The 22,272-nt window shown below is 63.1% G+C and carries 22 protein-coding genes and 4 tRNA genes; 19 read left to right on the top strand and 7 right to left on the bottom strand.

Features of this window, described 5'->3' with window-relative positions; translation table 11 throughout:
* Nucleotides 1–2: 2 nt before the first annotated feature.
* Both otnI and denD read left to right on the top strand, forming a co-directional pair.
* Entirely contained in the window at nucleotides 3–794 is a 792-nt protein-coding gene (otnI, locus tag AC0V2Y_RS05300) for a 2-oxo-tetronate isomerase (RefSeq protein WP_475415450.1), read from the top strand.
* Nucleotides 795–796: 2 nt separating this feature from the next.
* Entirely contained in the window at nucleotides 797–1,774 is a 978-nt protein-coding gene (denD, locus tag AC0V2Y_RS05295; protein WP_475415449.1) for a D-erythronate dehydrogenase, read from the top strand.
* Here the strand turns inward: denD and AC0V2Y_RS05290 are convergent.
* Nucleotides 1,771–2,613: a DUF6597 domain-containing transcriptional factor gene (locus AC0V2Y_RS05290; protein WP_475415448.1), complete on the bottom strand. Its 843-nt coding sequence runs from the start codon at nucleotides 2,611–2,613 to the stop codon at nucleotides 1,771–1,773. The genes denD and AC0V2Y_RS05290 overlap by 4 nt on opposite strands.
* Nucleotides 2,614–2,669: 56 nt before the next feature.
* Between AC0V2Y_RS05290 and AC0V2Y_RS05285 the strand changes: the two genes are divergently transcribed.
* Nucleotides 2,670–3,167, top strand: a complete 498-nt coding sequence (locus AC0V2Y_RS05285; protein ID WP_475415447.1) for a DUF3224 domain-containing protein — start codon at nucleotides 2,670–2,672, stop codon at nucleotides 3,165–3,167.
* Between the two features lie 35 nt (nucleotides 3,168–3,202).
* Here AC0V2Y_RS05285 and uvrB read toward each other — a convergent pair whose 3' ends face one another.
* Nucleotides 3,203–5,290, bottom strand: coding sequence for an excinuclease ABC subunit UvrB (gene uvrB, locus AC0V2Y_RS05280; RefSeq protein ID WP_099667101.1), 2,088 nt, complete (start codon nucleotides 5,288–5,290; stop codon nucleotides 3,203–3,205).
* Between the two features lie 112 nt (nucleotides 5,291–5,402).
* Here uvrB and AC0V2Y_RS05275 point away from each other — a divergent pair, with 112 nt between their 5' ends.
* From AC0V2Y_RS05275 to AC0V2Y_RS05260, 4 genes are all read left to right on the top strand, one after another.
* Nucleotides 5,403–6,617, top strand: coding sequence for an amino acid aminotransferase (locus tag AC0V2Y_RS05275; RefSeq protein ID WP_172404865.1), 1,215 nt, complete (start codon nucleotides 5,403–5,405; stop codon nucleotides 6,615–6,617).
* 131 nt (nucleotides 6,618–6,748) lie between these two features.
* A tRNA-Asn gene (locus tag AC0V2Y_RS05270) sits at nucleotides 6,749–6,824 on the top strand.
* Between the two features lie 135 nt (nucleotides 6,825–6,959).
* Nucleotides 6,960–7,035 (top strand) — tRNA-Asn (locus tag AC0V2Y_RS05265).
* A 185-nt stretch (nucleotides 7,036–7,220) separates the two neighbouring features.
* Nucleotides 7,221–7,967, top strand: a complete 747-nt coding sequence (locus AC0V2Y_RS05260; RefSeq protein WP_475415446.1) for an alpha/beta hydrolase — start codon at nucleotides 7,221–7,223, stop codon at nucleotides 7,965–7,967.
* Nucleotides 7,968–7,979: 12 nt separating this feature from the next.
* Here AC0V2Y_RS05260 and AC0V2Y_RS05255 read toward each other — a convergent pair whose 3' ends face one another.
* Nucleotides 7,980–8,942 (bottom strand): alpha/beta fold hydrolase, encoded by a 963-nt coding sequence (locus AC0V2Y_RS05255; protein ID WP_475415445.1) that lies wholly within the window; start codon nucleotides 8,940–8,942, stop codon nucleotides 7,980–7,982.
* Between the two features lie 179 nt (nucleotides 8,943–9,121).
* Here AC0V2Y_RS05255 and AC0V2Y_RS05250 point away from each other — a divergent pair, with 179 nt between their 5' ends.
* The 3 genes from AC0V2Y_RS05250 (at nucleotide 9,122) to AC0V2Y_RS05240 (ending at nucleotide 10,487) form a co-directional block, all read left to right on the top strand.
* A complete protein-coding gene (locus AC0V2Y_RS05250) occupies nucleotides 9,122–9,448 on the top strand; it encodes a Dabb family protein (RefSeq protein WP_475415444.1) in 327 nt (108 codons plus the stop codon).
* 73 nt (nucleotides 9,449–9,521) lie between these two features.
* A tRNA-Asn gene (locus AC0V2Y_RS05245) sits at nucleotides 9,522–9,597 on the top strand.
* Between the two features lie 269 nt (nucleotides 9,598–9,866).
* Entirely contained in the window at nucleotides 9,867–10,487 is a 621-nt protein-coding gene (locus AC0V2Y_RS05240) for a choice-of-anchor C family protein (RefSeq protein WP_475415443.1), read from the top strand.
* 125 nt (nucleotides 10,488–10,612) lie between these two features.
* Here AC0V2Y_RS05240 and AC0V2Y_RS05235 read toward each other — a convergent pair whose 3' ends face one another.
* Genes AC0V2Y_RS05235 through AC0V2Y_RS05225 form a run of 3 tightly spaced genes read right to left on the bottom strand, consistent with a single transcriptional unit; the run spans nucleotide 10,613 to nucleotide 12,830 of the window.
* The gene (locus AC0V2Y_RS05235) at nucleotides 10,613–11,623 is read right to left on the bottom strand and encodes a sulfotransferase (RefSeq protein ID WP_475415442.1); all 1,011 of its coding nucleotides are present in this window, start codon (nucleotides 11,621–11,623) and stop codon (nucleotides 10,613–10,615) included.
* Nucleotides 11,620–12,357 carry an aspartyl/asparaginyl beta-hydroxylase domain-containing protein gene (locus AC0V2Y_RS05230; RefSeq protein WP_475415441.1) on the bottom strand — a complete coding sequence of 246 codons (738 nt, stop codon included), beginning with the start codon at nucleotides 12,355–12,357 and terminating at the stop codon, nucleotides 11,620–11,622. Before AC0V2Y_RS05230 ends, AC0V2Y_RS05235 begins: the two co-directional genes overlap by 4 nt.
* Complete coding sequence (locus AC0V2Y_RS05225; protein ID WP_475415440.1) at nucleotides 12,342–12,830, bottom strand: GNAT family N-acetyltransferase; 489 nt, start codon at nucleotides 12,828–12,830, stop codon at nucleotides 12,342–12,344. The genes AC0V2Y_RS05230 and AC0V2Y_RS05225 overlap by 16 nt, the downstream gene beginning before the upstream one ends.
* Before the next feature lie 148 nt (nucleotides 12,831–12,978).
* Between AC0V2Y_RS05225 and AC0V2Y_RS05220 the strand changes: the two genes are divergently transcribed.
* The 7 genes from AC0V2Y_RS05220 to AC0V2Y_RS05190 all read left to right on the top strand — a co-directional run bounded on the left by AC0V2Y_RS05220 (nucleotide 12,979) and on the right by AC0V2Y_RS05190 (nucleotide 20,225).
* Complete coding sequence (locus AC0V2Y_RS05220) at nucleotides 12,979–13,983, top strand: SAM-dependent methyltransferase (RefSeq protein WP_475415439.1); 1,005 nt, start codon at nucleotides 12,979–12,981, stop codon at nucleotides 13,981–13,983.
* Nucleotides 13,984–14,103: 120 nt separating this feature from the next.
* Nucleotides 14,104–14,763 carry a sugar dehydrogenase complex small subunit gene (locus AC0V2Y_RS05215; protein WP_475415438.1) on the top strand — a complete coding sequence of 220 codons (660 nt, stop codon included), beginning with the start codon at nucleotides 14,104–14,106 and terminating at the stop codon, nucleotides 14,761–14,763.
* Nucleotides 14,760–16,418, top strand: coding sequence for a GMC family oxidoreductase (locus AC0V2Y_RS05210; RefSeq protein ID WP_475415437.1), 1,659 nt, complete (start codon nucleotides 14,760–14,762; stop codon nucleotides 16,416–16,418). The genes AC0V2Y_RS05215 and AC0V2Y_RS05210 overlap by 4 nt, the downstream gene beginning before the upstream one ends.
* Nucleotides 16,415–17,893 (top strand): c-type cytochrome, encoded by a 1,479-nt coding sequence (locus AC0V2Y_RS05205; protein ID WP_475415436.1) that lies wholly within the window; start codon nucleotides 16,415–16,417, stop codon nucleotides 17,891–17,893. Before AC0V2Y_RS05210 ends, AC0V2Y_RS05205 begins: the two co-directional genes overlap by 4 nt.
* 140 nt (nucleotides 17,894–18,033) lie before the next feature.
* Nucleotides 18,034–18,435, top strand: coding sequence for a GtrA family protein (locus tag AC0V2Y_RS05200; RefSeq protein ID WP_475415435.1), 402 nt, complete (start codon nucleotides 18,034–18,036; stop codon nucleotides 18,433–18,435).
* Nucleotides 18,436–18,506: 71 nt separating this feature from the next.
* The gene (locus tag AC0V2Y_RS05195; protein ID WP_070282116.1) at nucleotides 18,507–19,805 is read left to right on the top strand and encodes an NCS2 family permease; all 1,299 of its coding nucleotides are present in this window, start codon (nucleotides 18,507–18,509) and stop codon (nucleotides 19,803–19,805) included.
* Between the two features lie 344 nt (nucleotides 19,806–20,149).
* Nucleotides 20,150–20,225, top strand: a tRNA-Asn gene (locus AC0V2Y_RS05190).
* Between the two features lie 152 nt (nucleotides 20,226–20,377).
* Here AC0V2Y_RS05190 and AC0V2Y_RS05185 read toward each other — a convergent pair.
* Nucleotides 20,378–20,761 carry a hypothetical protein gene (locus tag AC0V2Y_RS05185; protein ID WP_475415434.1) on the bottom strand — a complete coding sequence of 128 codons (384 nt, stop codon included), beginning with the start codon at nucleotides 20,759–20,761 and terminating at the stop codon, nucleotides 20,378–20,380.
* Between the two features lie 338 nt (nucleotides 20,762–21,099).
* Here AC0V2Y_RS05185 and AC0V2Y_RS05180 point away from each other — a divergent pair, with 338 nt between their 5' ends.
* Together AC0V2Y_RS05180 and AC0V2Y_RS05175 are read left to right on the top strand one after the other, a co-directional pair.
* A complete protein-coding gene (locus AC0V2Y_RS05180; protein ID WP_475415433.1) occupies nucleotides 21,100–21,891 on the top strand; it encodes an alpha/beta fold hydrolase in 792 nt (263 codons plus the stop codon).
* Nucleotides 21,888–22,265: a VOC family protein gene (locus AC0V2Y_RS05175; RefSeq protein WP_099411623.1), complete on the top strand. Its 378-nt coding sequence runs from the start codon at nucleotides 21,888–21,890 to the stop codon at nucleotides 22,263–22,265. Before AC0V2Y_RS05180 ends, AC0V2Y_RS05175 begins: the two co-directional genes overlap by 4 nt.
* Nucleotides 22,266–22,272: the final 7 nt, after the last annotated feature.

Genomic DNA, 22,272 nt, shown 5'->3' with positions numbered 1-22,272 from the left:
GCATGCCCCGTTTTGCCGCCAACCTGACCATGATGTTCAATGAAGTGCCTTTCCCGCAGCGCTTTGCCGCCGCCGCGCAAGCGGGTTTCCAGGGCGTCGAATTTCTGTTCCCCTACGATTACGCGCTGCAGGAAGTGGCCGGCTGGCTGCGCGAAAACAAGCTGCGGAACGTGCTGTTCAACCTGCCGCCGGGCGACTGGGCGGCCGGTGAGCGGGGCCTCGCCTCGCTGCCGGGCCGCGAAGCGGAATTCCGTGCCGGCGTGGCGCGCGCCATCGAGTATGCGCTGGCGCTGGGCACCCCGCGCGTGCACATGATGGCGGGGCTGCTGCCCGTGGGTGCAGACGTCAATCTGCACCGCGCCACCTACCTGGCCAACCTGCGGTACGCGGCGAAAGCCGTGGGCGAGCATGGCATCGAGCTCCTGATCGAACCGATCAACGGGCGCGACATGCCCGGCTACTTCCTCGTCACGCAGGCGCAGGGCCATGCGCTGCGCCTGGAGTCGGGCGCGCCCAACGTCAAGGTGCAGATGGATTTTTATCACACGCAGATCGTCGAGGGCGATATCGCCATGACGTTCAAGAATAACTTCGACGGCATCGGCCACGTGCAGATCGCCAGCGTCCCCGCCCGCAACGAACCGGACGATGGCGAAGTCAATTATCCGTATTTATTCAGACTGCTCGATGACCTGGGCTACGAGGGCTGGATCGGCTGTGAATACCGTCCGCGCGGGCGCACCGAGGATGGCCTGGGCTGGCTCGCCGCACACAACAACACACAAGGAGCATGAAGATGAAAGTACTGATTACCGGCGGCGCCGGTTTCCTGGGACAGCGCCTGGCGCGCCAGTTGCTGGCGCAAGGCCGGCTGACGGACAGCCACGGCCAGTTGCAGACGATCAGCGAGCTGGTATTGGTCGACGTGGTGGCTGCGCATGACTTCAACGATGCGCGCGTCAAGGTCATCACGGGCGACATTGCCGATGGTGCCTTGATGCGCGCCACCATCGATGCGCGGACCGCGTCGATCTTCCACCTGGCCGCCATCGTCAGCGGCCAGGCGGAAGCCGATTTCGAACTGGGCATGCGCATCAATCTCGATGCCTCGCGTTTGCTGCTCGATATCTGCCGCGAACTGGGGCACAAGCCGAAGGTCGTGTTTACCAGCTCCGTGGCCGTCTACGGCGGCAAGCTGCCGGACGTGGTGCAGGATACGACGGCCCTGAATCCCCAGTCTTCGTACGGCGCGCAAAAGGCCATCGGCGAATTGCTGCTCAATGACTACAGCCGCCGCGGTTTTGTCGATGGCCGCGTGCTGCGCCTGCCCACCATCAGCGTGCGTCCCGGTAAGCCGAACAAGGCGGCGTCGTCCTTCGCCAGCGGCATCATCCGCGAACCGTTGAATGGCGAGGCGGCCGTCTGCCCCGTGGCCACCGATTTGCGATTGTGGCTGCTGTCGCCGCGCGGCGCCATCGCCTCGCTGATCGCCGGCCACGAACTGGCGGGCGAGATGTTTGGCGCCAGCCGCACGGTGAACTTGCCGGGCTTGAGCGTGAGCGTGGGCGAGATGATCGCCGCGCTGGAAGCAGTGGCCGGCGCGGACGTCGTTGCCCGCATCGGCTATGCGCCCGATCCGGCCGTCGAGCGCATCGTCAAGAGCTGGCCCGGCGCCTGGGATACGGCACGGGCCGAAGCGCTGGGCTTGACGGCCGATGCCGATTTCGCCAGCATCATCCGCGCCTACATGGACGACGCGAAGGCGGCCGCTTAGGCGGGCATGGGCAGCTGCGAGCGGCGATAGTCGAGCGGCGTGCTGCCCACCAGTTCCGTAAAACTGCGGCTGAAATGGGCCTGGTCGAAGAAGCCCAGTTCCTGCGCCAGGCTGGCCAGGTCGGGCGCATCGGGCTGCGCCAGGCGCCAGATCGCTTCCTGCAGGCGGTAGCGCTGGATCACCCATTTCGGCGGCACGCCCACGTAATCGCTGAACAGGCGCTGCAGCCGGCGTTCGCCGATGGCCATTTTTTCGCACAGCTGCGCCACGTTCGCCGGGCCGTGGTGGGCCGCCACGGCGGCAGTCAGTCTGGCGGCCAGCAGGGCGGTCTCATCGATCTGCGGCAGCCTGGCCAGCAGCAGTGCCTGCGCCTGCGCCACCATGGCAGCATCGCCGGTTTGCGCCAGCACCAGCGCCTCGGCTTGCGCGGCCGGCATGCCCAGCAGTCCATCGGCGGCGATGGTCGTGCCGGTGAAGGTGGACAGGGGCTGGGTGATGAACGGGCGCAGGCCGCCCGGCGCGAAACGCACGCCCAATACCTTGCCGGCGCCAAGCAAAGGCCGGTCGAAGGCGCCGCGCACCACGCCATGGATGGCGCTGCGGCCAAGGTCGAACACCAGGTGGGCATTCGGATACGGCAGCACCCGCTGCGTCTCCGGCGCGCAGCCCCGCCTGTCCCATTCCACCACCCAGAAATACTCGACGAACGGCGCCAGCGCGGCCGCCGGCGGGTAGGTCGCCAGGCGTATGCGGCGCGCCGCCGCCTGCGGGTCGACGATGCCTTTCGGCGCCTGCCCAGGTACCTTGAGCAGATTGACCTTGCTGTCGGCTTTATCCAATATTTGTCTCCTGCGCGGCCTTAAGCTGGTACTCTCGCATCGATGGAAAGGGCGTCATGAAATCACGCAGTCTGGCGGGCCTGGTGCTGGCCGCATGTTGTCTATCGGTGGCGCCAGCCGGCGCCGCTTCGTCTACAGAGGGGGATCATCGCATGCATGTGCACGCTACGGGAAGTTTTAGCATCACCATGACGCCGTCCGCGGCAGCGCAGCGCGCGGGGCGCACGATCTTGGGCAAGGTACTGCTCGACAAAGTCTATGCCGGCGATCTGGTCGCCACGGCCAAGGGCGAGATGCTCAGCGCCGTCACCGACACCAAGGGCGCGGCCGGCTATGTCGCCATGGAAGCCATCACGGGCGTGCTGCAGGGAAAAGAGGGCAGTTTCGTCGCGCAGCATGCGGGCACCATGGCCGATGGCCAGCAGCAGCTGTCCATCGTGATCGTGCCGCATTCCGGCACGGGACAGCTGACGGGCATCAGCGGCACCTTGGCCATCCGCATTGAGAATGGCCAGCATTTCTACGACATCGATTATTCGCTGCCGGCGCCGTAGGCGGGCCAAGGCCTGGCCCGGGTCCGGCCAGCCGTTTATTTGCCCAGGATCGACGCCACGTTGTCGGTGCCGGGCGCGCCGAACAGCTGCTGCTTGAGGATGTGCAGCTGGTCGCGCACCTGCGCCGCCTTTTCGAACTCCAGGTTCTTGGCGTGGTCGACCATCAGTTTTTCCAGGCGCTTGATTTCCTTGCTGACCTGCTTCTCGCTCATCGCTTCGAACTTCGCCGCTTCCTGCGCCACCTGCAGGGTTTCGCGCGCTTCCTGCGGGCTGTAGACGCCGTCGATCATTTCGCGGATCGATTTTTTTACGCCGATCGGGATGATGTTGTTGGCCGTATTGAAGGCGATTTGCTTGGCGCGGCGGCGTTCCGTCTCGTCGATGGCGCGGCGCATGGAGTCCGTGATGCGGTCGCCGTACAGGATCGCCGTGCCGTTCAGGTTACGCGCGGCGCGGCCGATGGTCTGGATCAGGCTGCGCTCGGAGCGCAAGAAGCCTTCCTTGTCCGCGTCGAGGATGGCGACCAGCGACACTTCCGGCAAGTCCAGGCCCTCACGCAGCAGGTTGATCCCCACCAGCACGTCGAAGGTGCCCAGGCGCAGGTCGCGCAGGATTTCCACGCGCTCCACCGTTTCGATATCGCTGTGCAGGTAGCGCACCTTGATGCCATGGTCGCCCAGGTATTCCGTCAATTGCTCGGACATGCGCTTGGTGAGCGTGGTCACCAGCACGCGCTCGTCCTTCTTGATGCGCTCGACGATTTCCGACATCAGGTCGTCCACCTGGCTGCTGGCGGGGCGCACGATGATCTGCGGGTCGACCAGGCCGGTCGGGCGCACGACCTGTTCGACCACCTGGTCCGAATGGGTCTTTTCGTATTCGGCCGGGGTGGCCGAGACGAACACGGTCTGGCGCATCTTTTGTTCGAATTCCTCGAATTTCAAGGGCCGGTTGTCGAGCGCCGACGGCAGGCGGAAGCCGTAGTCGACCAAATTCGTCTTGCGCGAGCGGTCGCCGTTGTACATGGCGCTCAGCTGGCCCGTCAGCACGTGCGACTCGTCGAGGAACATCAATGCGTCGGGCGGCAGATAATCGACCAGGGTCGGCGGCGGTTCGCCCGGCAGCGCGCCGCTCAGATGGCGCGAGTAGTTCTCGATGCCCTTGGTGAAACCGATTTCCGCCATCATTTCCAGGTCGAAGCGCGTGCGCTGTTCCAGCCGCTGCTCTTCGATCAGCTTATTCTCCTTGCGGAAGAACTCGAGGCGCTCGCGCAGCTCGTCCTTGATGGTCTCGACGGCGCGCAGCACGGTGGAGCGGGGCGTGACGTAGTGCGAGCCCGGGTACACGGTGAAGCGGGGGATCTTTTGCCGCACGCGGCCCGTCAGCGGGTCGAACAGCTGGATCGATTCGATCTCGTCGTCGAACATTTCCAGGCGCACGGCCAGCTCCGCATGCTCGGCGGGGAAGATGTCGATGGTGTCGCCGCGCACGCGGAAGGTGCCGCGGCCGAAATCGACCTCGTTGCGCGTGTACTGCATCTGGATCAGGCGCGCGATGACGTCGCGCTGGGCGACCCTGTCCTTCACGCGCAGGGTCAATATCATCTGGTGGTATTCGTTCGGATTACCGATACCGTAGATGGCCGAGACGGTGGCGACGATGATGACGTCGCGCCGCTCCATCAGCGACTTGGTGCACGACAAACGCATCTGCTCGATATGTTCGTTGATCGACGAATCCTTTTCGATGAACAGGTCGCGCTGCGGCACGTAGGCTTCGGGCTGGTAGTAATCGTAGTAGCTGACGAAGTATTCGACGGCGTTCTGCGGGAAGAAGTCGCGGAACTCGCTGTACAGCTGCGCCGCCAAGGTCTTGTTGGGCGCGAAGACGATGGCGGGCCGGCCCATGCGCGCGATGACGTTGGCCATGGTGTAGGTCTTGCCCGAACCGGTCACGCCCAGCAGGGTCTGGAAGGCCAGGCCGTCGGCAATCCCCTCGGACAGCTGGGCGATTGCCGTGGGCTGATCGCCGGCCGGAGGGAAGGGCTGGTGCAGCTTGAAGGGGGAGTCCGGGAAAGAGATAATTGCGCTTTCCGCCTCGCTGGCGGTAGATAATTCGGGCATGTGAATCAGACCTTTGTTAGAATAGTGCTCTGCTGGCGGCCCTGGCGTTGTATTTTGGGGCGCTGTCTACAACTCCGCTGTGAACCTGCTTCCAATCGAATCCAATCTTATCATGACGAACCCAACTGTTTCTGCCAGTCTGTTTAGCGCCATCGAGATGGCCCCACGCGACCCGATCCTGGGCATCACCGAAGCATTTAACGCGGACCAGAATCCCGCCAAAATCAATCTGGGCGTTGGCGTCTATTATGACGACAACGGCAAGGTGCCTCTGTTAGCTTGCGTACGCAAGGCGGAAGCCATCCTGATCGAACAGGCCGCCCCACGCACCTATCTGCCGATCGAAGGCCTGGCTGCCTACGACAAGGCGGTGCAAGAACTCGTATTTGGCGCCGACAGCGCCGTAATTCAAGAGCGCCGCGCCGTCACCGTGCAAGCCATCGGCGGCACGGGCGCACTGAAGATCGGTGCCGACTTCCTGCAGCGCTTCGCGCCGGGTGCCCAGGTCTACATCAGCGACCCAAGCTGGGAAAACCACCGCGCGCTGTTCGAGAACGCCGGTTTCGTCGTGAATAACTACACCTACTACGATGCCGCCACCCATGGCGTGAACTTCGACGGCATGCTGGCTAGCCTGAACGCCATGCCAGCCGGCTCCATCGTCGTGCTGCACGCCTGCTGCCACAACCCGACCGGCGCCGACCTGAGCGTGGCCCAGTGGGACCAGATCATTGCCGTCGTCACGTCGCGCGGCCTGGTACCGTTCCTGGACATGGCCTATCAAGGTTTCGCCAACGGCATCGCCGAAGACGGCGCCGTGGTGCGCCGCTTTGCCGACGCGGGCGGCCCGCTGCTGGTGTCGAACTCGTTCTCGAAATCGTTCTCGCTGTACGGCGAGCGCGTGGGCGCGCTGAGCGTCGTCGCCTCGAGCGCCGATGAAGCGGCACGCCTGCTGTCGCAGCTGAAGCGCGTCGTGCGCACCAACTACTCGAACCCGCCTACGCATGGCGGCAAGGTGGTTGCCACCGTCCTGGCCACGCCGGAACTGCGCCAGCTGTGGGAAGAGGAACTGGCCGGCATGCGCGTGCGCATCCGCGAAATGCGCAATGCCTTCGTGGAAAAGCTGAAAGCCAAGGCGCCGGGCCACGACTTCGAATTCGTGCGCCAGCAAATCGGCATGTTCTCGTACTCCGGTCTCACCAAGGAGCAGGTGGCATCGCTGCGCGAGCAATCGATCTACGCCGTCGACACGGGCCGTATCTGCGTGGCAGCATTGAACTCGCGCAACATCGACATCGTTATTGACGCGATCGCCAAAGTGCTTTAATATCTTGCTTCTTCGGCGCTGCATGCAAGTGCGGCGCTGATGGCAGTAGAAGGTCGGCGATGGCCGTGTTTGCCAGGATGCAGTATCAGTCTTGCAAATATGGAACAAGCGACATATAATATTGCCTCTTTTCCCTGATAGCTCAGTTGGTAGAGCGACGGACTGTTAATCCGCAGGTCCCTGGTTCGAGTCCAGGTCGGGGAGCCAGAATTCGGAAGGCCACGTTGAAAAATGTGGCCTTTTTTGTTTTTGCGCCGCCGGCGCAGGCGTCATGGCCGGCATAAGAATTTCCCATGGGAATCTGGACATGTGCTTGCTTGCCCTATATAATACGGCCTCTTTTCCCTGATAGCTCAGTTGGTAGAGCGACGGACTGTTAATCCGCAGGTCCCTGGTTCGAGTCCAGGTCGGGGAGCCAGAACATCAGCAGTATCGAAAAGCCCAGCCATTACGGTTGGGCTTTTTGCGTTTCAGGGCCTGCATGAGGCATCCGTGTCATCACTCTTGATCCAGCGCATAGGCCGCCCGGAGCCCGGCGCTATGCTGGAGGCGACAAGGCGCCGGCAGGCCTGTCATCGCCTTCAACTTCCTGGAGGGGCTGAAATGGATGAGGTCACAAGTGTTGGGTCGGCAACGATCGTGCTCGTGCATGGCGGTTTTGTCGATGGGGCGGGTTGGGAAGGCGTTTACCGGGCGCTGCGTGACGAGGGTTGCCACGTTGCTATTGTGCAAAACCCAACACTATCGCTGGCGGACGATGTGGCCGCGACCGTGCGGGTCATCGCCGCGTCGCCGGGGGCCGTGGTCCTTGTCGGTCATTCGTATGGCGGCGCCGTGGTCACGCAAGCGGGGAACGATCCCAAGGTCAAGGCATTGGTCTACATCGCGGCGTTTGTGCCGGATCAAGGCGAGTCTGTCGATTCCTTGCTGAAGAATGCCCCGCCTGGCGCGCCGGTGCCGCCGATCTTGCCCTCGCACGATGGCTTCCTGTTGCTCGACCAGAAAAAGTTTGCGACCGCCTTCGCTGCCGATGTGCCCAGGGATAAGGCCCGCTTCATGGCGGCATCGCAAGTGCCCTGGGGAGTGGCCGCGCTGACCGGCGTGGTCAGCGCGCCAGCGTGGAGGAGCAAGCCCAGCTGGTACCTGGTCGCGACCGAGGACAAGATGATTGCGCCGGCGATGCAACGCGAGATGTCCGAACGCGCGGGCTCGAAGGCGGTCGAAGTCGCCGGCAGCCATGCCATTTACATTTCGCAAGCCCATGCGGTGGCGACGCTGATCCGCAAAGCCGCCGCCAGCATTGCCGGCGGTCAGGCCAGCCTGTCCGCTTCCGGGATTGGCGTCCCGTGACGGGGCGTCGTATCAGGACTTCGGCGCCGCATCCAATGTCTTGATGATGGCTTCCTGAAATTGCACCGGTTCATCCTGGTGAATTTGATGCCCGGAATGGTCAAAGAAAAACAGCCCCTTCTTTGGCGCCTTCAATGTCTCAAAATACGCTTGCGTGATCCTGGTCGAGGTCTGGATATCGTTTTTGCCGACGAAGAAATACACGGGGCAGTCAACGCTCTTCAAGGTCCTGGGCAGATCGATGTTCATGACCTCGTTCCAGACGGGCGACCAGGTTTTCGACCATTGAAGAAACCCCGTCTTGAAGCCTTCGCTCGTGGCAAATTCCTTGCCATCCTTGTAAAAAAGCCATTTCCTTAAATAAAACATGCTTTCGTCACTTGCAAACGGGAAACTGACGCTGTCCAGTTCCTGGCTGGCGACGGCATTGTCCTTGAAATGGACTTTCAAGGTTTTCAGCAATTCTTTCTCGCTTTCCAGCTGGCTCACGACAGGATTGGACGCGAAATAGGCATGCAGCAGTTCCGGATGATGCTTGACGATATAAAAGCCCAGGACGTTGCCCCAGGAACTGCCCAGCAAGTATATTTTTTTCTGCTTGAGCTCTTTTTGTAGAAACGTGATGACCTGGTACGTGTCCTGCTCCATCTGCGCGACAGAAGGCTGGCTTGGCGATGGATTCAGTTTCAGGGTTTTTCCCGCATCGCGCTGGTCCCATTGCACAAGCGTAAATCTCTTTTTCAGGATGGCGGTAAACGCATCCGCATTCTTCATCATCGAACTTCCCGGCCCGCCCGATAAAAAGAGAAGAGCAGGCTTGTTGGAGTCATCTGTTTTGATTTCCACAAACTGCTTTATCCCGCCAATGTCGGGAGTCAGCAGCGCGTCGATGGCAAGCGGAACGGGTTGTGCTTTACATGCATAAAATGGAATCAAGGCGATGAATAACGCGGCCAGTATGCTGTTTTTTGTCATGGGCTGGTATGGATGGTTGCTTGCAGGTATCGAGTGTCCATGTAGGATATTATCCGAATAACATGTTGCAAATGAAAAATATCTGCAGCGCGTCCGCAGTGGCGCCATGGCGGGCCGCGGCCTGTGTCTTTTCCCGTTTTGCGCTATCCTGAATGCAACCACATAGGAGAGTTGCCACCATGACCTGTTCCATTCCCCTGCGCCATATCGTCCTGTGTGATTTTCTTGAGGACATCACACCGGCCAAGCATGCCGAGCTGGTCTATGAATTTTCCCAGCTTAAGAACCGCATTCCCGGCGTGCTGCAATTCGAATGGGGGCCGAACGTCAGCCCGGAGGGCCTCGATGACGGCTTTACCGATTGCTTCAGCTTGAGTTTTGCCGATACGGGCGCGCGCGATGCGTATCTGACCCATGCCGCGCACCAGGCTTTTGTCGAGCTGCTTAAGCCATGGCTGGGCCGCGTACTCGTGTTCGACTATCATCCGCAGGAAAATCCGGGCTGAGAGGCGCCGCGCATAAATTTTTTCGCGTAAATCTGGACAACTGAAAATTTGCGCTATAGAATGCGGCCTCTTTTCCCTGATAGCTCAGTTGGTAGAGCGACGGACTGTTAATCCGCAGGTCCCTGGTTCGAGTCCAGGTCGGGGAGCCAGAACATCAGCAGTATCGAAAAGCCCAGCCATTGCGGTTGGGCTTTTTGCGTTTCAGGGTCTGCTCGGTTGTGCATGGCACATCATTTTGTGGTCATCCTCATCAGTTTCAATTTCCTGCTCGCCAGATCCCCGATGAGAGGGCAGCCTGATCTTGGCTAATTATTTGTTATTAACTTAAGAATATTATTGATTTTTTAATTTTTAGGTCTTAAGCTGATGTCTTCGAGAAAAATAAATTTCTTGAATAAAATAAAAGGGATATTGGATTATGCGTAAGTTGACTGCATTGGCCGGTGTGGCTGCACTGATTCTGGTTGCGCCTATGGCGCACGCTAACTTGTTGAGCAATGGCGGCTTCGAATCGAGCACGTTTAGCGGCCCCTTCACTCAGATAAACAGCGGTGCGCGTCTGGGCGCCTGGAACGTGGACAGTGGCAGCGTCGATATCGTCAATCAATACTGGAAGCATGCGGAGGGAAACTACAGCCTGGATTTGAATGGCAGTTCTGGCGGACGTATTTCCCAGTCCTTCGGCACCGTGGTCGGGCAGCAGTACAACGTCAGTTTCAGCCTTGCCGGCAATGCCGAAGGTGGCGGCAGTCTCAAGCTGGTGGATGTGGGCGTCACCGGCGTGCACAGCTTCACGTTTGACAGTACAGGGCGGTCGCCTGCGAACATGGGATGGGTTACCGAAGGCTTCAGCTTTATTGCTACTGCTGCCAACAGCACCCTGTATTTCCAAGGCAATAACAAAAACAGTGTGTGGGGTGCGGCACTCGATAACGTATCGGTCACGGCCGTGCCGGAACCATCGACCTATGCCATGCTGGCTGCCGGCCTGGGGCTGATGGGTTTGATGGCACGCCGCCGGCGCACGCAACGCGGTTAAGGAGTTTTTCTAGGCTGAGCCACTGCCGCTCAGTGCTGCGCAACAGCCGCCACACAAAAAGCCCGGTCTTTCCGCCGGGCTTTTTTGTTTTTCACGGCGCGCGCTGATGGCACGCTGGTATAGCTTCAATTTCCTGTGCGCAGCGCTTCCAGCGCCTGATAGCCGGTTTGTATCTGCTCCGCCATGCCAGACAGGCTGCTTGCCGCATGCGGCGGTGCGTCACCCTGGAATACCGTGCCATATTTCGCATGCACGCCGCCGCGTTCGCGCATCGCTTGCAGCTGTCCTGCGGTGGTGGCGATGCGGAAGCGGGGGAGTAGCTCGTCCAATACGATGCCAGGCAATTGACTGTAGTTAATGAGCTGCAGTTGGCCCGCGGCGGCGTACGGCAGCGCGGCATCGAACAGGCTGGCCAGCACCAGGCCCGCATAGCCATCGAGATCGCCCGGCGCCAGCTGGTGCGCGGGCAGCGGCAGCTGGGCCGGGTGCAGCATGCCGGGCACCATTTGCGGGCCGCGCTGGCGCTGGTGCGAGGACAGCACGGCCAGCGGTTCGCGGTAGACGAACAGGCAGGGCGTGCCGGGAAACGCCTGCCGCAGCAGGTCCAGGCTGTGGATGTGCCAGCAATCGAACTTGATGAAGAAATGCGTCTCGTCGCCGGAGCGGCGCTGGCCCAGGGCCAGGATGGCCTGGCGCAGCATGGCAAGGCTGGCGGCCGGGTCCGCACCGTCGTGATACAGGCGCAGCAGCGAGTCGACGACGGGCGGCTCGGACATGACTATGCATTGCGGCAAGCACGCCAGCAGCTGGCTCAGCAAGGTTGAGCCGCAGCGCGAGACGTGGAAGATGAAGGCATCGGGCGCCAGGCCATCGCGAAGCGCCGCCAGCGCCGCCAGCGGCGTGCGGCAGACGCGGCGCTCCTCAGGCGGCTGGCGCGCCAGCGTATTGACAAAAAAAGCGTCGCTGAAGACCGTTTCCCCCAGGTCGCGCCAGCATATGGCGGCATCCGCCGGCGCATCGCCGCGTTCCACGTACAGCGGATACCAGCCGCGCAAGTCCATGCCCTCGTGCCATGCCACCGCCTCGCCCCTGGCCAGCAGGCGTTCCTGCTGGGCCAGGCCCGCCACAGCGTTCACGGTGCGCTCCCGTCGGCCAGCGCGGCCAATTCCCTGGCCAGCGCCAGGCTGGCAGGCGAGGGCGACAATCGCAGCTGGGCGATGATGGCCCGCACATTGCCGTCGTGGATGCCGGGGTCGCCATATTTATGGATCGCCTTCGGCACGAAGCCGGCGGCGGCAAACAGCGCTTCCAGCCAGGCATTGGTGACGCAGTCGAGCACGAGGTGGATGCGCGGCGCGCTTCCCTGGTTGTGCACGGCGTGCAGGCAGCTGGCATCCATGTACCAGGCGTGTCCGGCAGTAAAATGCACGGTCTCGCCATCGATGGTGAACAGCACTTGCGGTGAGGTGTGGATGGGGATGTGGATGCGGATCAAGCCATCGGCCAGCGACGTGCCGGCGTCGCGGTGCGCGCGGATGAGGGCGCCCGGCGCCAGCGCCAGCAGGCGCGCGGAGTTGATCTCGCAGGCAAAGCTGGCGAGCACCTCGCGCAGGCCGGGGCAGCGCGCCAGTTGCGGCGTGCCGGCATAGGCGGCACCATCGACGGGCATGATGTGGTCCGTTGCCCCGCCGGGCGAGCGCAGCGGCACGCAGCTCCAGCCGGTGTCGTAGGCGCCCGTATTGAAATGGCTGATCCACTCGCAGGCGGCGAACTGGTCGCTGTCGCGCCGCAGGCGCGCCACGTCGAAGTGCAGCGGCAGCCGCAGCCAGGTGCTGGGCGGCGTCGGCGCCGGCGCTATGGCGCGCTCCATTCCAGTTGTTCCTGGACGTCGTTTTCCCCCCGCAGGAGAAAGCCCAGCCGCTGGTACAGCGCGCGCGCAGCGGTATTGCTCTTGTTGACGGCAAGGTGGATCCGGCAGTGCTCCGCGCCCGCTTGCGCCTGCAGGCCGCGCAGCACGGCGCTGCCGGCGCCCTGGCCTTGCGCGGCGGGCAGGATGGCGATGTCGACCAGGTGCAGCACGTCGCCCTGGCGGTCCAGGATCAGGCGGCCGATGGGGGTGTCGCCGTGCTGCAGCACCAGATACGCTGCGCGCGGATACGCCTGGAGATAGCCGTGGCTTTGCATGCGCTGCTGCATGGCGATCAGCTGTTCGATGACGGCGGGCTCGGCCGGCATACGGCGCAAGTCGTCGCGCGTGGAACTGTACAGGGCGGCGGCAAAGCCATCGTCGTCGTCGCGCTGGACGCGCAACTGGTAGGGCGGGGAAAGCGGCAAGGCGTGCATCGGTGCTCCGGTAGATCGTTGCGGATGGCGGAAAATGCGCAGGCGTGTATTTGTTTGCTATGCTGCCAATTTTTCCCCGTACTTGCAATCATTTCAAGGAAGCCGCCATGCATTTTGTCCGTCTCCTGCCTTGCCCGTGGCGTCGCGCGTGAATCCGGCGCGCGCGGAACTGGCCGCCATCGCGGCCGCCCTGTGCGATCCGCGGCGTTCCCTGGCCAGCCTGGTCGGCGACACGGTGCGGCTGCGCCAGCTGGTGGAACGCCACTCGCGCCTGTCCATGGACGGGCCGGACGGCTTGCGCGATGGCGAAAGTTTCCTGCCCAGCGGCTGGGCCATCTCGCCCGTGCAGGCGGGGCTGTGCGCGCGCGAGCCGTACCGCAGCGCCGCCTTCATCCAGGGCCTGGCGCTGGCCGTGCGCGAGCGCCTGGACGCGAGCGGCGGACGGCCCGTGCGCGTGCTGTATGCGGGCTGCGGCCCGTTTGCCTTGCTGGCCCTGCCCGTGATGGCCGTGCTGGATGCGGACTTGGTGCGGTTTGCCATCCTCGACGTGCATGCCGAGACTCTGGCGTATGCGCGCGAGCTGATTGCGGCCCTGGGTCTGGACGGCCATGTGACGGACTACCTTTGCGCCGACGCGGCCGCCTGGCGCATTCCTGCCGGCGCAATGCCGGACGTGATCGTCAGCGAAACCATGAATACGGCGCTGGGCAAGGAGCCGCAGGTGGCCATTCTGCGCAATCTGCACGCGCAGGCGCCCGCGGCGGCGCTGCTGCCGGCAGCCGTCACCGTGCACCTGGGCCTGGACCGGTGCGCGCCGGATGCGCCGTGCACGGACTGGGGCCGCATATTTGCCCTCGATGGTGACGCTTTGCGCGCCTGGCAGGGGGAACTGGGCGACAGCTTGCCGGCCGCCAGCATCCGCTTGCCCGAGGTGCTGGAGCAGGCACCGCGCTTGCTGACGCGCATCCGCGTGCATGGCGACATCGTCCTGGGCGACCATGATTGCAGCCTGAACCTCCCGCTGCCTTTGCCGGGCAAGCCGGCCCTGGCCGGCGGCAGCGTGCTCGATTTCCATTACCGTCTGGGGAGCCAGCCGGGACTGGCATTTTGCCTGCGCGAAACGCCAGCATTGCACAAGGAAAATCCTCAGTAGTAATACTACATTGGCAGACAATTTACTTCTGTAGGATAATATGGAACCGGTTCCATATGCGCAAATGCAATGTAACGCAATCATCGAAGTCAACAAAACAACAAGTCTTGCGGGAGTCTCATGAACTATCCAGGCAGCGAACCATCTGCAACATCCGTTTCATCCCTTCCCCGCATCAGCCGCCGCCACGCTCTGATCGGCCTGGCCGCCTTGCTGGCGCAGGCCGGTTTCTGGAGCAATCCCCTGTCGGCCGCCATGCAGGCGCCGGCCAGCGCTGCGGCGACCGGCCTGGCGCCCGCCACCATGCTGTTCTACAGCTTGTCGCAAACCATCACGGGTCACCGCGACCTGTCCGCCGCGACGGCGGCGCGCATCGAGCAAGCCATGCGCACGAATGTGCCCGGATTCGCCGAGCGCTTGCCGCAACTGGGCGCGCTGCTCGTCACAGGCCAGGAAGCCAAGGCGCTGCTGGCGGCCGCCAGCGCCGCCGATGCGGCTTTGCGCGAGCTGGCGCTGGCCATCGTCGCCGCCTGGTACACGGGCACCGTCGCCGGCCATGCTGAGCAGGGCACGAAGTCCATCGTCGTCGCGTATGCGGAAGCCTTGATGTACCGCACGGTGGCCGATGGCCAGGTCGTGCCGACCTATTGCAATTACGGCCCCTTGTGGTGGCTGAAGGCGCCGCCGGCCGTGCGCGTCTCCGCGCCCGTGGCGCCCAAACCCGTACCGGCCCCGGCCACCACCGGCACTCCCGAACCGAAAGGCAAGCAAGCAAAATGAAATCCCCCCAATTCAAGAGTAATGGCGACGTCGTCGCCGATGTCGTCATCGTCGGCACGGGTGTCGTCGGTGCCATGATGGCCGACCAGCTGGCCGCGCAAGGCCATTCCGTGATCATGCTGGAAGCGGGCCTGCGCATCGAGCGGGGGCAAGCCGTGGAAAACTGGCGCAACATGCCGTTCGAGAACCGCGTCGGCTCCGACTTCCAGGGCCTGTATCCGCAGGCGGACAATGCGCCCGCGCCCCTGTATTTCCCGAAGAATAACTATGTGGAATTGTCCGGCCCCAGCGGCAGCAGTTTCCAGCAGGGTTATCTGCGCACGGTGGGCGGCACGACCTGGCACTGGGCTGCGTCGTGCTGGCGCCATTTGCCGTCCGACATGCGCATGAAAAGCGATTACGGCGTCGGGCGCGACTGGGCCATTTCCTATGATGAGCTGGAACCCTACTATTGCCGCGCCGAGCAGGAAATGGGCGTGGCCGGTCCCAACGATCCCGCCTTGCAGTCGCCCAGTGAGCGCAGCGCGCCGTACCCGATGGACATGGTGCCCTGGGGCTATGGCGACAAGCGCTTCGCCGAAGTGGTTAACCCGCACGGCTACCGCTCCGTGCCGATCCCGCAAGGGCGCTCGACGCGCCCGTGGCAGGGCCGTCCCACCTGCTGCGGCAACAATAATTGCCAGCCGATCTGCCCCATTGGCGCCATGTACAACGGCATCCACCACGTGGAGCGGGCCGAGCTGAAAGGCGCGGGCGTACTGGCCGAGGCCGTCGTCTACCGCATCGACACGGACCAGAACAACCGCGTCACCGCCGTGCACTGGTATGACGCCAAGAAACAGTCGCACATGGCGACGGGCAAGGCCTTCGTCATCGCCTGCAACGGCATCGAAACGCCCCGCTTGCTGCTCCTGGCGGCCAACCGGAACAACCCGAACGGCATCGCCAACAGTTCGGATCAAGTCGGCCGCAACATGATGGACCACTCCGGCTTCCACTGTACCTTCCTGGCCAATGAGCCGATCTGGACGGGCCGTGGCCCCGCGCAAAGCAGCTGCCTGGTGGGCCCGCGCGACGGCGCCTTCCGCGCGCAGTATTCGGCCAATAAGATGATCTTGAACAATATCACCCGGGTCGGACCTGCTACGCAGCAATCGCTGAAGCTGGGCCTGGTGGGCAAGGACCTCGACGACGAAATCCGCCGCCGCGCCGCGTTCGGCGTGGACCTGTCGATCAGCCTGGAACCCTTGCCCGAAGCGCACAACCGCTTGACCTTGAGCAAGACGCGCAAGGACCCGCTGGGCCTGGCCTGTCCCGACATCTACTATGACGTGGGCGATTACGTGCGCGATGGCGCGAAGGCAGCGCATGCGCAGCTCGAACACATCGGCAAGCTGTTCGGCGCCGTGGAATTCCATATCACCGAGAGTCTGAACGCGAACAATCACATCATGGGCGGCGTCATCATGGGCAGTAACCGTCTTGACTCCGTGGTCGACGGCAATTGCCGCGCGCACGACCACGCCAATTTGTGGCTGCCGGGCGGCGGCGCCATGCCGTCGGCCAGTGTCGTCAACACCACCCTCAGCATGGCAGCGCTCGGCTTGCGCGCGGCCGACGACATCGCCCGCACCCTGGCAAGGGAGGCGGCATGATGCGCCGTTTCTTGCTGGGCCTGACCCTGGCGGCCGGCTTGCCGCTGGCCGCGCGTGCTTTACCACCTGTGCCGCCGGCGCCGCCCGTCACCCTGACGCCGGACCGTCCGGCCGCGCCGGCCGCAAGCACAGCCGCCAAGCCCGATGCCCGCCTGGAGCGGGGCCGCTACCTGGCCATCGCGGCCGATTGCATGGCCTGCCATACGGCAGCGGGCGGCAAGCCGTATGCGGGCGGCTACGCCATCGATTCGCCCCTGGGCACGATTTATGCGACGAATATCACGCCATCGAAAAAGGGCGGCATCGGCCATTACACGGAGGCCGACTTTGCCCGCGCCCTGCGCGAAGGCGTGCGCGCCGACGGCAGCCATCTGTACCCGGCCATGCCCTATACCAGCTATGCGCAGCTGACGGACGCGGACGTGGGCGACCTGTATTACTACTTCATGCAGGCCGTCCAGCCCGTCGATGAAGCGGCGCGCCAGACGGCCCTGCCATTCCCGTTCAATGTGCGCCTGTCCATGCTGGGCTGGAACACCTTGTTCCTCGACAATAAACGCTTCGTGCCCGATCCGGCCAAGAGCGCGCAGATTAATCGCGGCGCCTACCTGGCCGAAGGCCTGGCGCACTGCAGCGCTTGCCATACGCCGCGCAACGCGCTGATGGCGGAAATCGGCAGCCAGACCCTGGCGGGCGCCGCGCTCGGCTCCTGGCATGCGCCCAACATCACGTCCGACAAGGTCAGCGGCATCGGCGCGTGGACGGATGCGGAGCTCACGGCTTACCTGAAGACGGGCCACGTGGAAGGCAAGGGGCAGGCGGCGGGCGGCATGGCCGAAGCCATCCAGAACAGCCTGCAATTCTTGCGCGACGACGACGTGGCCGCCATCGTGGCCTGGCTGCGCACGGTGCCGCCCGTGCGCGCGCCGGGGCAGGCCAAGGCTGCCTTCAGCCACGGCAGCGCCGCCAGCGAGGAAGCGGCATTGCGCGGCATGGCCGCTGCCACCGAGCGCCATTCCTTGAATAGCGGCGCCGTGCTGTTTTCCGGCTATTGCGCCAGCTGCCATTCGGCCAGCGGCGCCGGCAGCACGGGGCAAAGCTACCCGGCCCTGTTCAACAACACGGCGACGGGCGGCAACACGCCGGCCAACCTGGTCTCGGCCATCCTGTTTGGCGTCGAGCGCAAGATCGAAGGGGAAGAGCACGAAGCGTTCATGCCCCGTTTCGACCAGCGCTCCTACGTGCAGCCGTTGACGGACGAGCAGATCGCCTCGATCGCCAATTACGTGCTGAAACAGTATGGCAACCCGGACGTGTCGGTGACGCCCGCGTATGTGGCGCAGGCGCGCAGCGGCGGCGAAAAACCGCTGCTGGCGCGCGTGCAGCCGTTCATGCTGCCGGGCGGCATCGTGGGTATATTGCTGCTGATCGCGCTGTTTGTATGGCTGCGCCGGCGCCGTCAAGGCAAGGAATAAGTGTCGAAACGGCGGCGAATATGAACGTTGGGCGCAACTTGCAGTAAAATGCAGGCTGAAAAATGGTTACGAGCAATCGTAGCCATTTTTTATTCTGGCCCGATCCTGGCGATTGTTTTCGCTTCATTTGAAAATTGACAATGTCCCATTCCCTGCATCACCAATTCTTGCGTTTCGCCGCCGTCGGCGCTTCCGGCACGGCCGTGCAATACAGCGTGCTGTGGGGCGGCGTGGAATGGGCCGGCATCAGCGCCGCCGCCGCGTCCGGCATCGGCTACATCCTCGGTTCCGTCGTCAACTACCTCCTCAATTACTTTTTCACGTTTAAGAGCGACAAGGGGCACGGCGAGGCGGCCAGCAAGTATTTCACCCTGCTGGGCATCGGCTGGTGCATCAATACGGGGCTGATGTGGCTGCTGGTGCACCAGCTGGGCTGGTATTACTGGCTGGCGCAGGTGCTGGCGACGGGCATCGGGCTGGTCTGGAATTTCGCGGGCAGCCGCTGGTGGGCCTTCAAGCCGACCGGTGCAGCGACCAAATAAATAGTTGCAAGAAAAGAGATGCGCATAGTCCAAGACCAGGCGCGCGGTTTTACCAAAACAAGGGATTAATCATGCAGTTCCTGGAACGCTATTTCAAACTGAAGGACAACGGGACCAATGTGCGCACGGAGCTGCTGGCCGGCCTGACCACGTTCCTGACGATGGCCTACATCATCTTCGTCAACCCGTCCATCCTTGGCGACGCGGGCATGCCGAAAGACTCCGTGTTTGTCGCCACCTGCCTGGCGGCCGCCATCGGCACCCTGATCATGGGCCTGTACGCGAACTACCCGATCGCGCTGGCGCCGGGCATGGGCCTGAATGCGTACTTCTCGTACACGGTGGTCAAGGGCATGGGCATGAGCTGGGAAGTGGCGCTGGGCGCCGTCTTCATTTCCGGCTGCCTGTTCATTCTGGTCAGCCTGTTCAAGGTGCGCGAAATGATCATCAACAGCATCCCGCCCGCGCTGCGCACGGCGATCACGGTGGGTATCGGCCTGTTCCTGGCCATCATTTCCCTGAAAAGCGCCGGCGTGGTGGTGTCGAACCCCGCCACCATCATCGCGCTGGGGGACTTGCACCAGGCGGCGCCCATTTTGGCCATCCTCGGTTTCTTCATCATCGTCGCGCTGGACCGCCTGAAAGTGCCGGGCGCCATCCTGATCGGCATCCTCACCATCACCGTCGCCAGCTTCTTCTTCGGCGGCAACCAGTTCAACGGCATCGTCTCGGCGCCGCCCGCCATCGAGCCGACCCTGTTCAAGCTCGACATCATGGGCGCGCTGTCGATCGGCATCGTCAACGTGGTGCTGGTATTTTTCCTGGTGGAATTGTTCGATGCGACGGGCACCCTGATGGGCGTGGCCAACCGTGCCGGCTTGTTGAAAGACGGCAAGATGGAGCGCATGAACAAGGCCTTGCTGGCCGACAGTACGGCGATCGCCGCCGGCGCCTGCCTGGGCACGTCCAGCACCACGGCCTTCGTGGAAAGCGCGGCCGGCGTGCAAGCGGGCGGTCGCACGGGCTTGACGGCCGTGGCCGTCGCGCTGCTGTTCCTGGGCAGCCTGTTCTTCGCCCCGCTGGCGCACACGGTGCCGCCGTACGCGACGGCGCCCGCGCTGCTGTACGTGGCCTGCCTGATGCTGCGCGAACTGACCTTCATCGACTGGGATGACAGCACGGAAAGCATCCCGGCCGCCATCACGGCGCTGATGATGCCGTTTACGTATTCGGTGGCCAGCGGCGTGGCCTTCGGTTTCATCACCTATGCGGTATTGAAACTGTTGACGGGCAAGGGCAAGCAGGTCTCGGTGGTGGCCTACATCATCGCCGCCATCTTCCTCTTCAAGTTCATCTACCTGGGCGAATAGCGGGTTTGCCGGCAAGCAGTTGCCGTTGCAAAGACAAGGCCGCCCGCGCACCAGCAGGGCGGCCTTGTCTTTGGGCGCTGCCGTCGAAGCGCACGCCGCTGCCATCTGCCCGGCAATGCCCCACGAGCTGACGCCGCTGCCGGGCTGGTCCGCCGGGGATGCGCTTGATCCTGTCATGCCGGGCGAGCGCAGCCAGCCAGGGGCAAGGCGAGTCTTGCAAGCGCATGTCCGCGCGGCGGCGCGGCCGTTGCCCCCTACGCTTGCTGGCGTAAGGGCCTGTTTTGGCCGGTCATGCAGCAACAACTGGACATGGGAAATTTTGACGTATATAATGCGGCCTCCTTTCCCTGATAGCTCAGTTGGTAGAGCGACGGACTGTTAATCCGCAGGTCCCTGGTTCGAGTCCAGGTCGGGGAGCCAGAACAAGCAGTAGCAAAGGGCCACGTGGCAACACGTGGCCCTTTTGTCATGCGCGCACGGTTTCCCATTCACGCTTTCCTTCCCGTCAGTGCATCAACGGCCTGCGCGATGCCGTCCCGCGGGTGGCGGGGGCAGGCGCGGCGAGCCCCTGATCAGGGATCGACAAACACGTCGAAACGCACCTTGAGCGGGCTGCCCCAGGAGATTTCCACCCAGGCCCGGAAGCCGCCGTTATATGGTGCGATGTTGTACACGGCCATGCGGGCGGCGCCAATGAAACGGTCCTGGGGATTCGCGCTATATTCGCTGATGTTGAGAAATACGCGCGAATTGGCGTGCACATTGGCGTTGACGAAGTTGACCGAAGGATGCACGCCATTGGCCGTCCACGTGTAGTAGGTGGTGAAGGCGGCGGGGCTCAGGTTCAAGTCCTGTGCGGCCGCGCCTTGGGCGCTTTGGCCTTCCTGTTCCATCGGCGCATCGGTTTCATCCAGTGCCAGGTTGCTGCCGGTGCGATGTTCTACTTTCATTTCCATGATGTACTCCTGATCGATAGTTTGGACGCCGCGCCTGTCGTCGTGCGGCAAGACGCCCTATCTGTTGCCGTGACGGCCAGTGTCACGTCCTGGCTGATAAGGTAGCCGCCTGCTCCATGCTGTTGGAGTAAGCCATTCTAGGCATACACGGGGGCGGAAAGTGCGCGGCGCCGGCGGAAAAACGGTGCGAACTTGTGCTGGCGCAAACACCTTGCAGGCAGGGGGCTAGATCTTTTCCGGCAGGCTATTTTTACGGGGGCGCCACGCATGGCGCGCAGGACAATGGCACAATAGGCCCAGCCGACCTGCCGATACGCAACCCCTTGCGAACCTAGCCCATGCCGATACTGAACCTGAGCGCCGAAACCGATATCTATTACGAGCTGATCGACGGCGACCCCGCCAAGCCCTGCCTGGTATTCCTGCACGAGGGGCTCGGTTGCTGTGCGATGTGGAAAGATTTTCCCGCGCAGCTATGCCAGGCGACGGGTTGCCGCGGCTTGCTGTATGACCGCCACGGCTATGGGCTGTCGTCGCCGCTGGCGGCGCGCCGCCAGCTCCATTATTTGCACGATTACGCGCTGTGCGAGCTGCCGCAAGTGCTCGCGGCGCTGCTGCCGGGGCAGGACCATTTTCTCGTCGGCCACTCGGATGGCGGCAGCATCGCCCTGATCTATGCGGCGCAGCAGCCGCCGCGCTTGCGCGGCATCATCACCGAAGCGGCACACGTGTTTGTCGAAGGCATCACGCTCGACGGCATCCGCGTGGCGGACGCGGCGTTTGGCGCGGGCAAGCTGCGCGCGCTGGCGAAATACCATGGCGACAAGACGGCAACCATCTTCAAGGCCTGGTCGGACACCTGGCTCAGCTATGGCTTCCAGTTCTGGAACATCGAGTATCTGCTGCCCTCCGTCGAATGCCCGGCGCTGGTGGTGCAGGGCAGCGAGGACCAGTACGGCAGCGCGGCCCAGGTCGACACGATCGTGGCGCAGGCCCTCAACGCCATGCCCGCCATGGTCGAGCAGTGCGGGCATACGCCGCACCAGGAGCAGCCGCAGGCATTGCTGGCGCTGATGGAAGGTTTCTTGCAAGGCCGCATGGACGCGGCCGCTCACCCGAAGACTATATGATAGACCATCTCGATCACCTGGTATTGACCACCCGCGACAAACCGGCCTGCATCGATTTCTATACGCGCGTGCTGGGCATGCAGCTGGAAACGTTCGGTGCCGGCCGCCATGCCTTCAAGTTTGGCGCGCAAAAGATCAATCTGCATGAAGCCGGCAAGGAATTCCTGCCCAAGGCAGACTTGCCCACGCCCGGCGCGCTGGACCTGTGCTTCATCGCCGCCGTGCCGCTGGACGTGTTCATCGCCCATCTGGCGGCGCTGGGCATTGCCATCGAGGAAGGACCAGTGTCCCGCACGGGCGCCAATTGGCCCATCCGCTCCGTGTATCTGCGCGACCCGGACCGCAACCTGATCGAAGTGTCCGAGCGCGCCTGAGGTTGCA

It is taken from the genome of Janthinobacterium sp. BHSEK (genome assembly GCF_056174685.1).
Note: the sequence above shows the minus strand (reverse complement) of the source record. Positions and strands in the feature narration are given on the sequence as shown.

What these genes read in the sequence shown, in the direction of transcription:
- otnI (WP_475415450.1), top strand. Translation starts at nt 3, where the DNA reads ATGCCCCGTTTTGCCGCCAACCTGACCATGATGTTCAATGAAGTGCCT.
- denD (WP_475415449.1), top strand. Translation starts at nt 797, where the DNA reads ATGAAAGTACTGATTACCGGCGGCGCCGGTTTCCTGGGACAGCGCCTG.
- AC0V2Y_RS05285 (WP_475415447.1), top strand. Translation starts at nt 2,670, where the DNA reads ATGAAATCACGCAGTCTGGCGGGCCTGGTGCTGGCCGCATGTTGTCTA.
- uvrB (WP_099667101.1), bottom strand. Translation starts at nt 5,290, where the DNA reads ATGCCCGAATTATCTACCGCCAGCGAGGCGGAAAGCGCAATTATCTCT.
- AC0V2Y_RS05275 (WP_172404865.1), top strand. Translation starts at nt 5,403, where the DNA reads ATGACGAACCCAACTGTTTCTGCCAGTCTGTTTAGCGCCATCGAGATG.
- AC0V2Y_RS05260 (WP_475415446.1), top strand. Translation starts at nt 7,221, where the DNA reads ATGGATGAGGTCACAAGTGTTGGGTCGGCAACGATCGTGCTCGTGCAT.
- AC0V2Y_RS05255 (WP_475415445.1), bottom strand. Translation starts at nt 8,942, where the DNA reads ATGACAAAAAACAGCATACTGGCCGCGTTATTCATCGCCTTGATTCCA.
- AC0V2Y_RS05250 (WP_475415444.1), top strand. Translation starts at nt 9,122, where the DNA reads ATGACCTGTTCCATTCCCCTGCGCCATATCGTCCTGTGTGATTTTCTT.
- AC0V2Y_RS05240 (WP_475415443.1), top strand. Translation starts at nt 9,867, where the DNA reads ATGCGTAAGTTGACTGCATTGGCCGGTGTGGCTGCACTGATTCTGGTT.
- AC0V2Y_RS05230 (WP_475415441.1), bottom strand. Translation starts at nt 12,357, where the DNA reads ATGGAGCGCGCCATAGCGCCGGCGCCGACGCCGCCCAGCACCTGGCTG.
- AC0V2Y_RS05225 (WP_475415440.1), bottom strand. Translation starts at nt 12,830, where the DNA reads ATGCACGCCTTGCCGCTTTCCCCGCCCTACCAGTTGCGCGTCCAGCGC.
- AC0V2Y_RS05215 (WP_475415438.1), top strand. Translation starts at nt 14,104, where the DNA reads ATGAACTATCCAGGCAGCGAACCATCTGCAACATCCGTTTCATCCCTT.
- AC0V2Y_RS05210 (WP_475415437.1), top strand. Translation starts at nt 14,760, where the DNA reads ATGAAATCCCCCCAATTCAAGAGTAATGGCGACGTCGTCGCCGATGTC.
- AC0V2Y_RS05205 (WP_475415436.1), top strand. Translation starts at nt 16,415, where the DNA reads ATGATGCGCCGTTTCTTGCTGGGCCTGACCCTGGCGGCCGGCTTGCCG.
- AC0V2Y_RS05200 (WP_475415435.1), top strand. Translation starts at nt 18,034, where the DNA reads ATGTCCCATTCCCTGCATCACCAATTCTTGCGTTTCGCCGCCGTCGGC.
- AC0V2Y_RS05195 (WP_070282116.1), top strand. Translation starts at nt 18,507, where the DNA reads ATGCAGTTCCTGGAACGCTATTTCAAACTGAAGGACAACGGGACCAAT.
- AC0V2Y_RS05185 (WP_475415434.1), bottom strand. Translation starts at nt 20,761, where the DNA reads ATGGAAATGAAAGTAGAACATCGCACCGGCAGCAACCTGGCACTGGAT.
- AC0V2Y_RS05180 (WP_475415433.1), top strand. Translation starts at nt 21,100, where the DNA reads ATGCCGATACTGAACCTGAGCGCCGAAACCGATATCTATTACGAGCTG.
- AC0V2Y_RS05175 (WP_099411623.1), top strand. Translation starts at nt 21,888, where the DNA reads ATGATAGACCATCTCGATCACCTGGTATTGACCACCCGCGACAAACCG.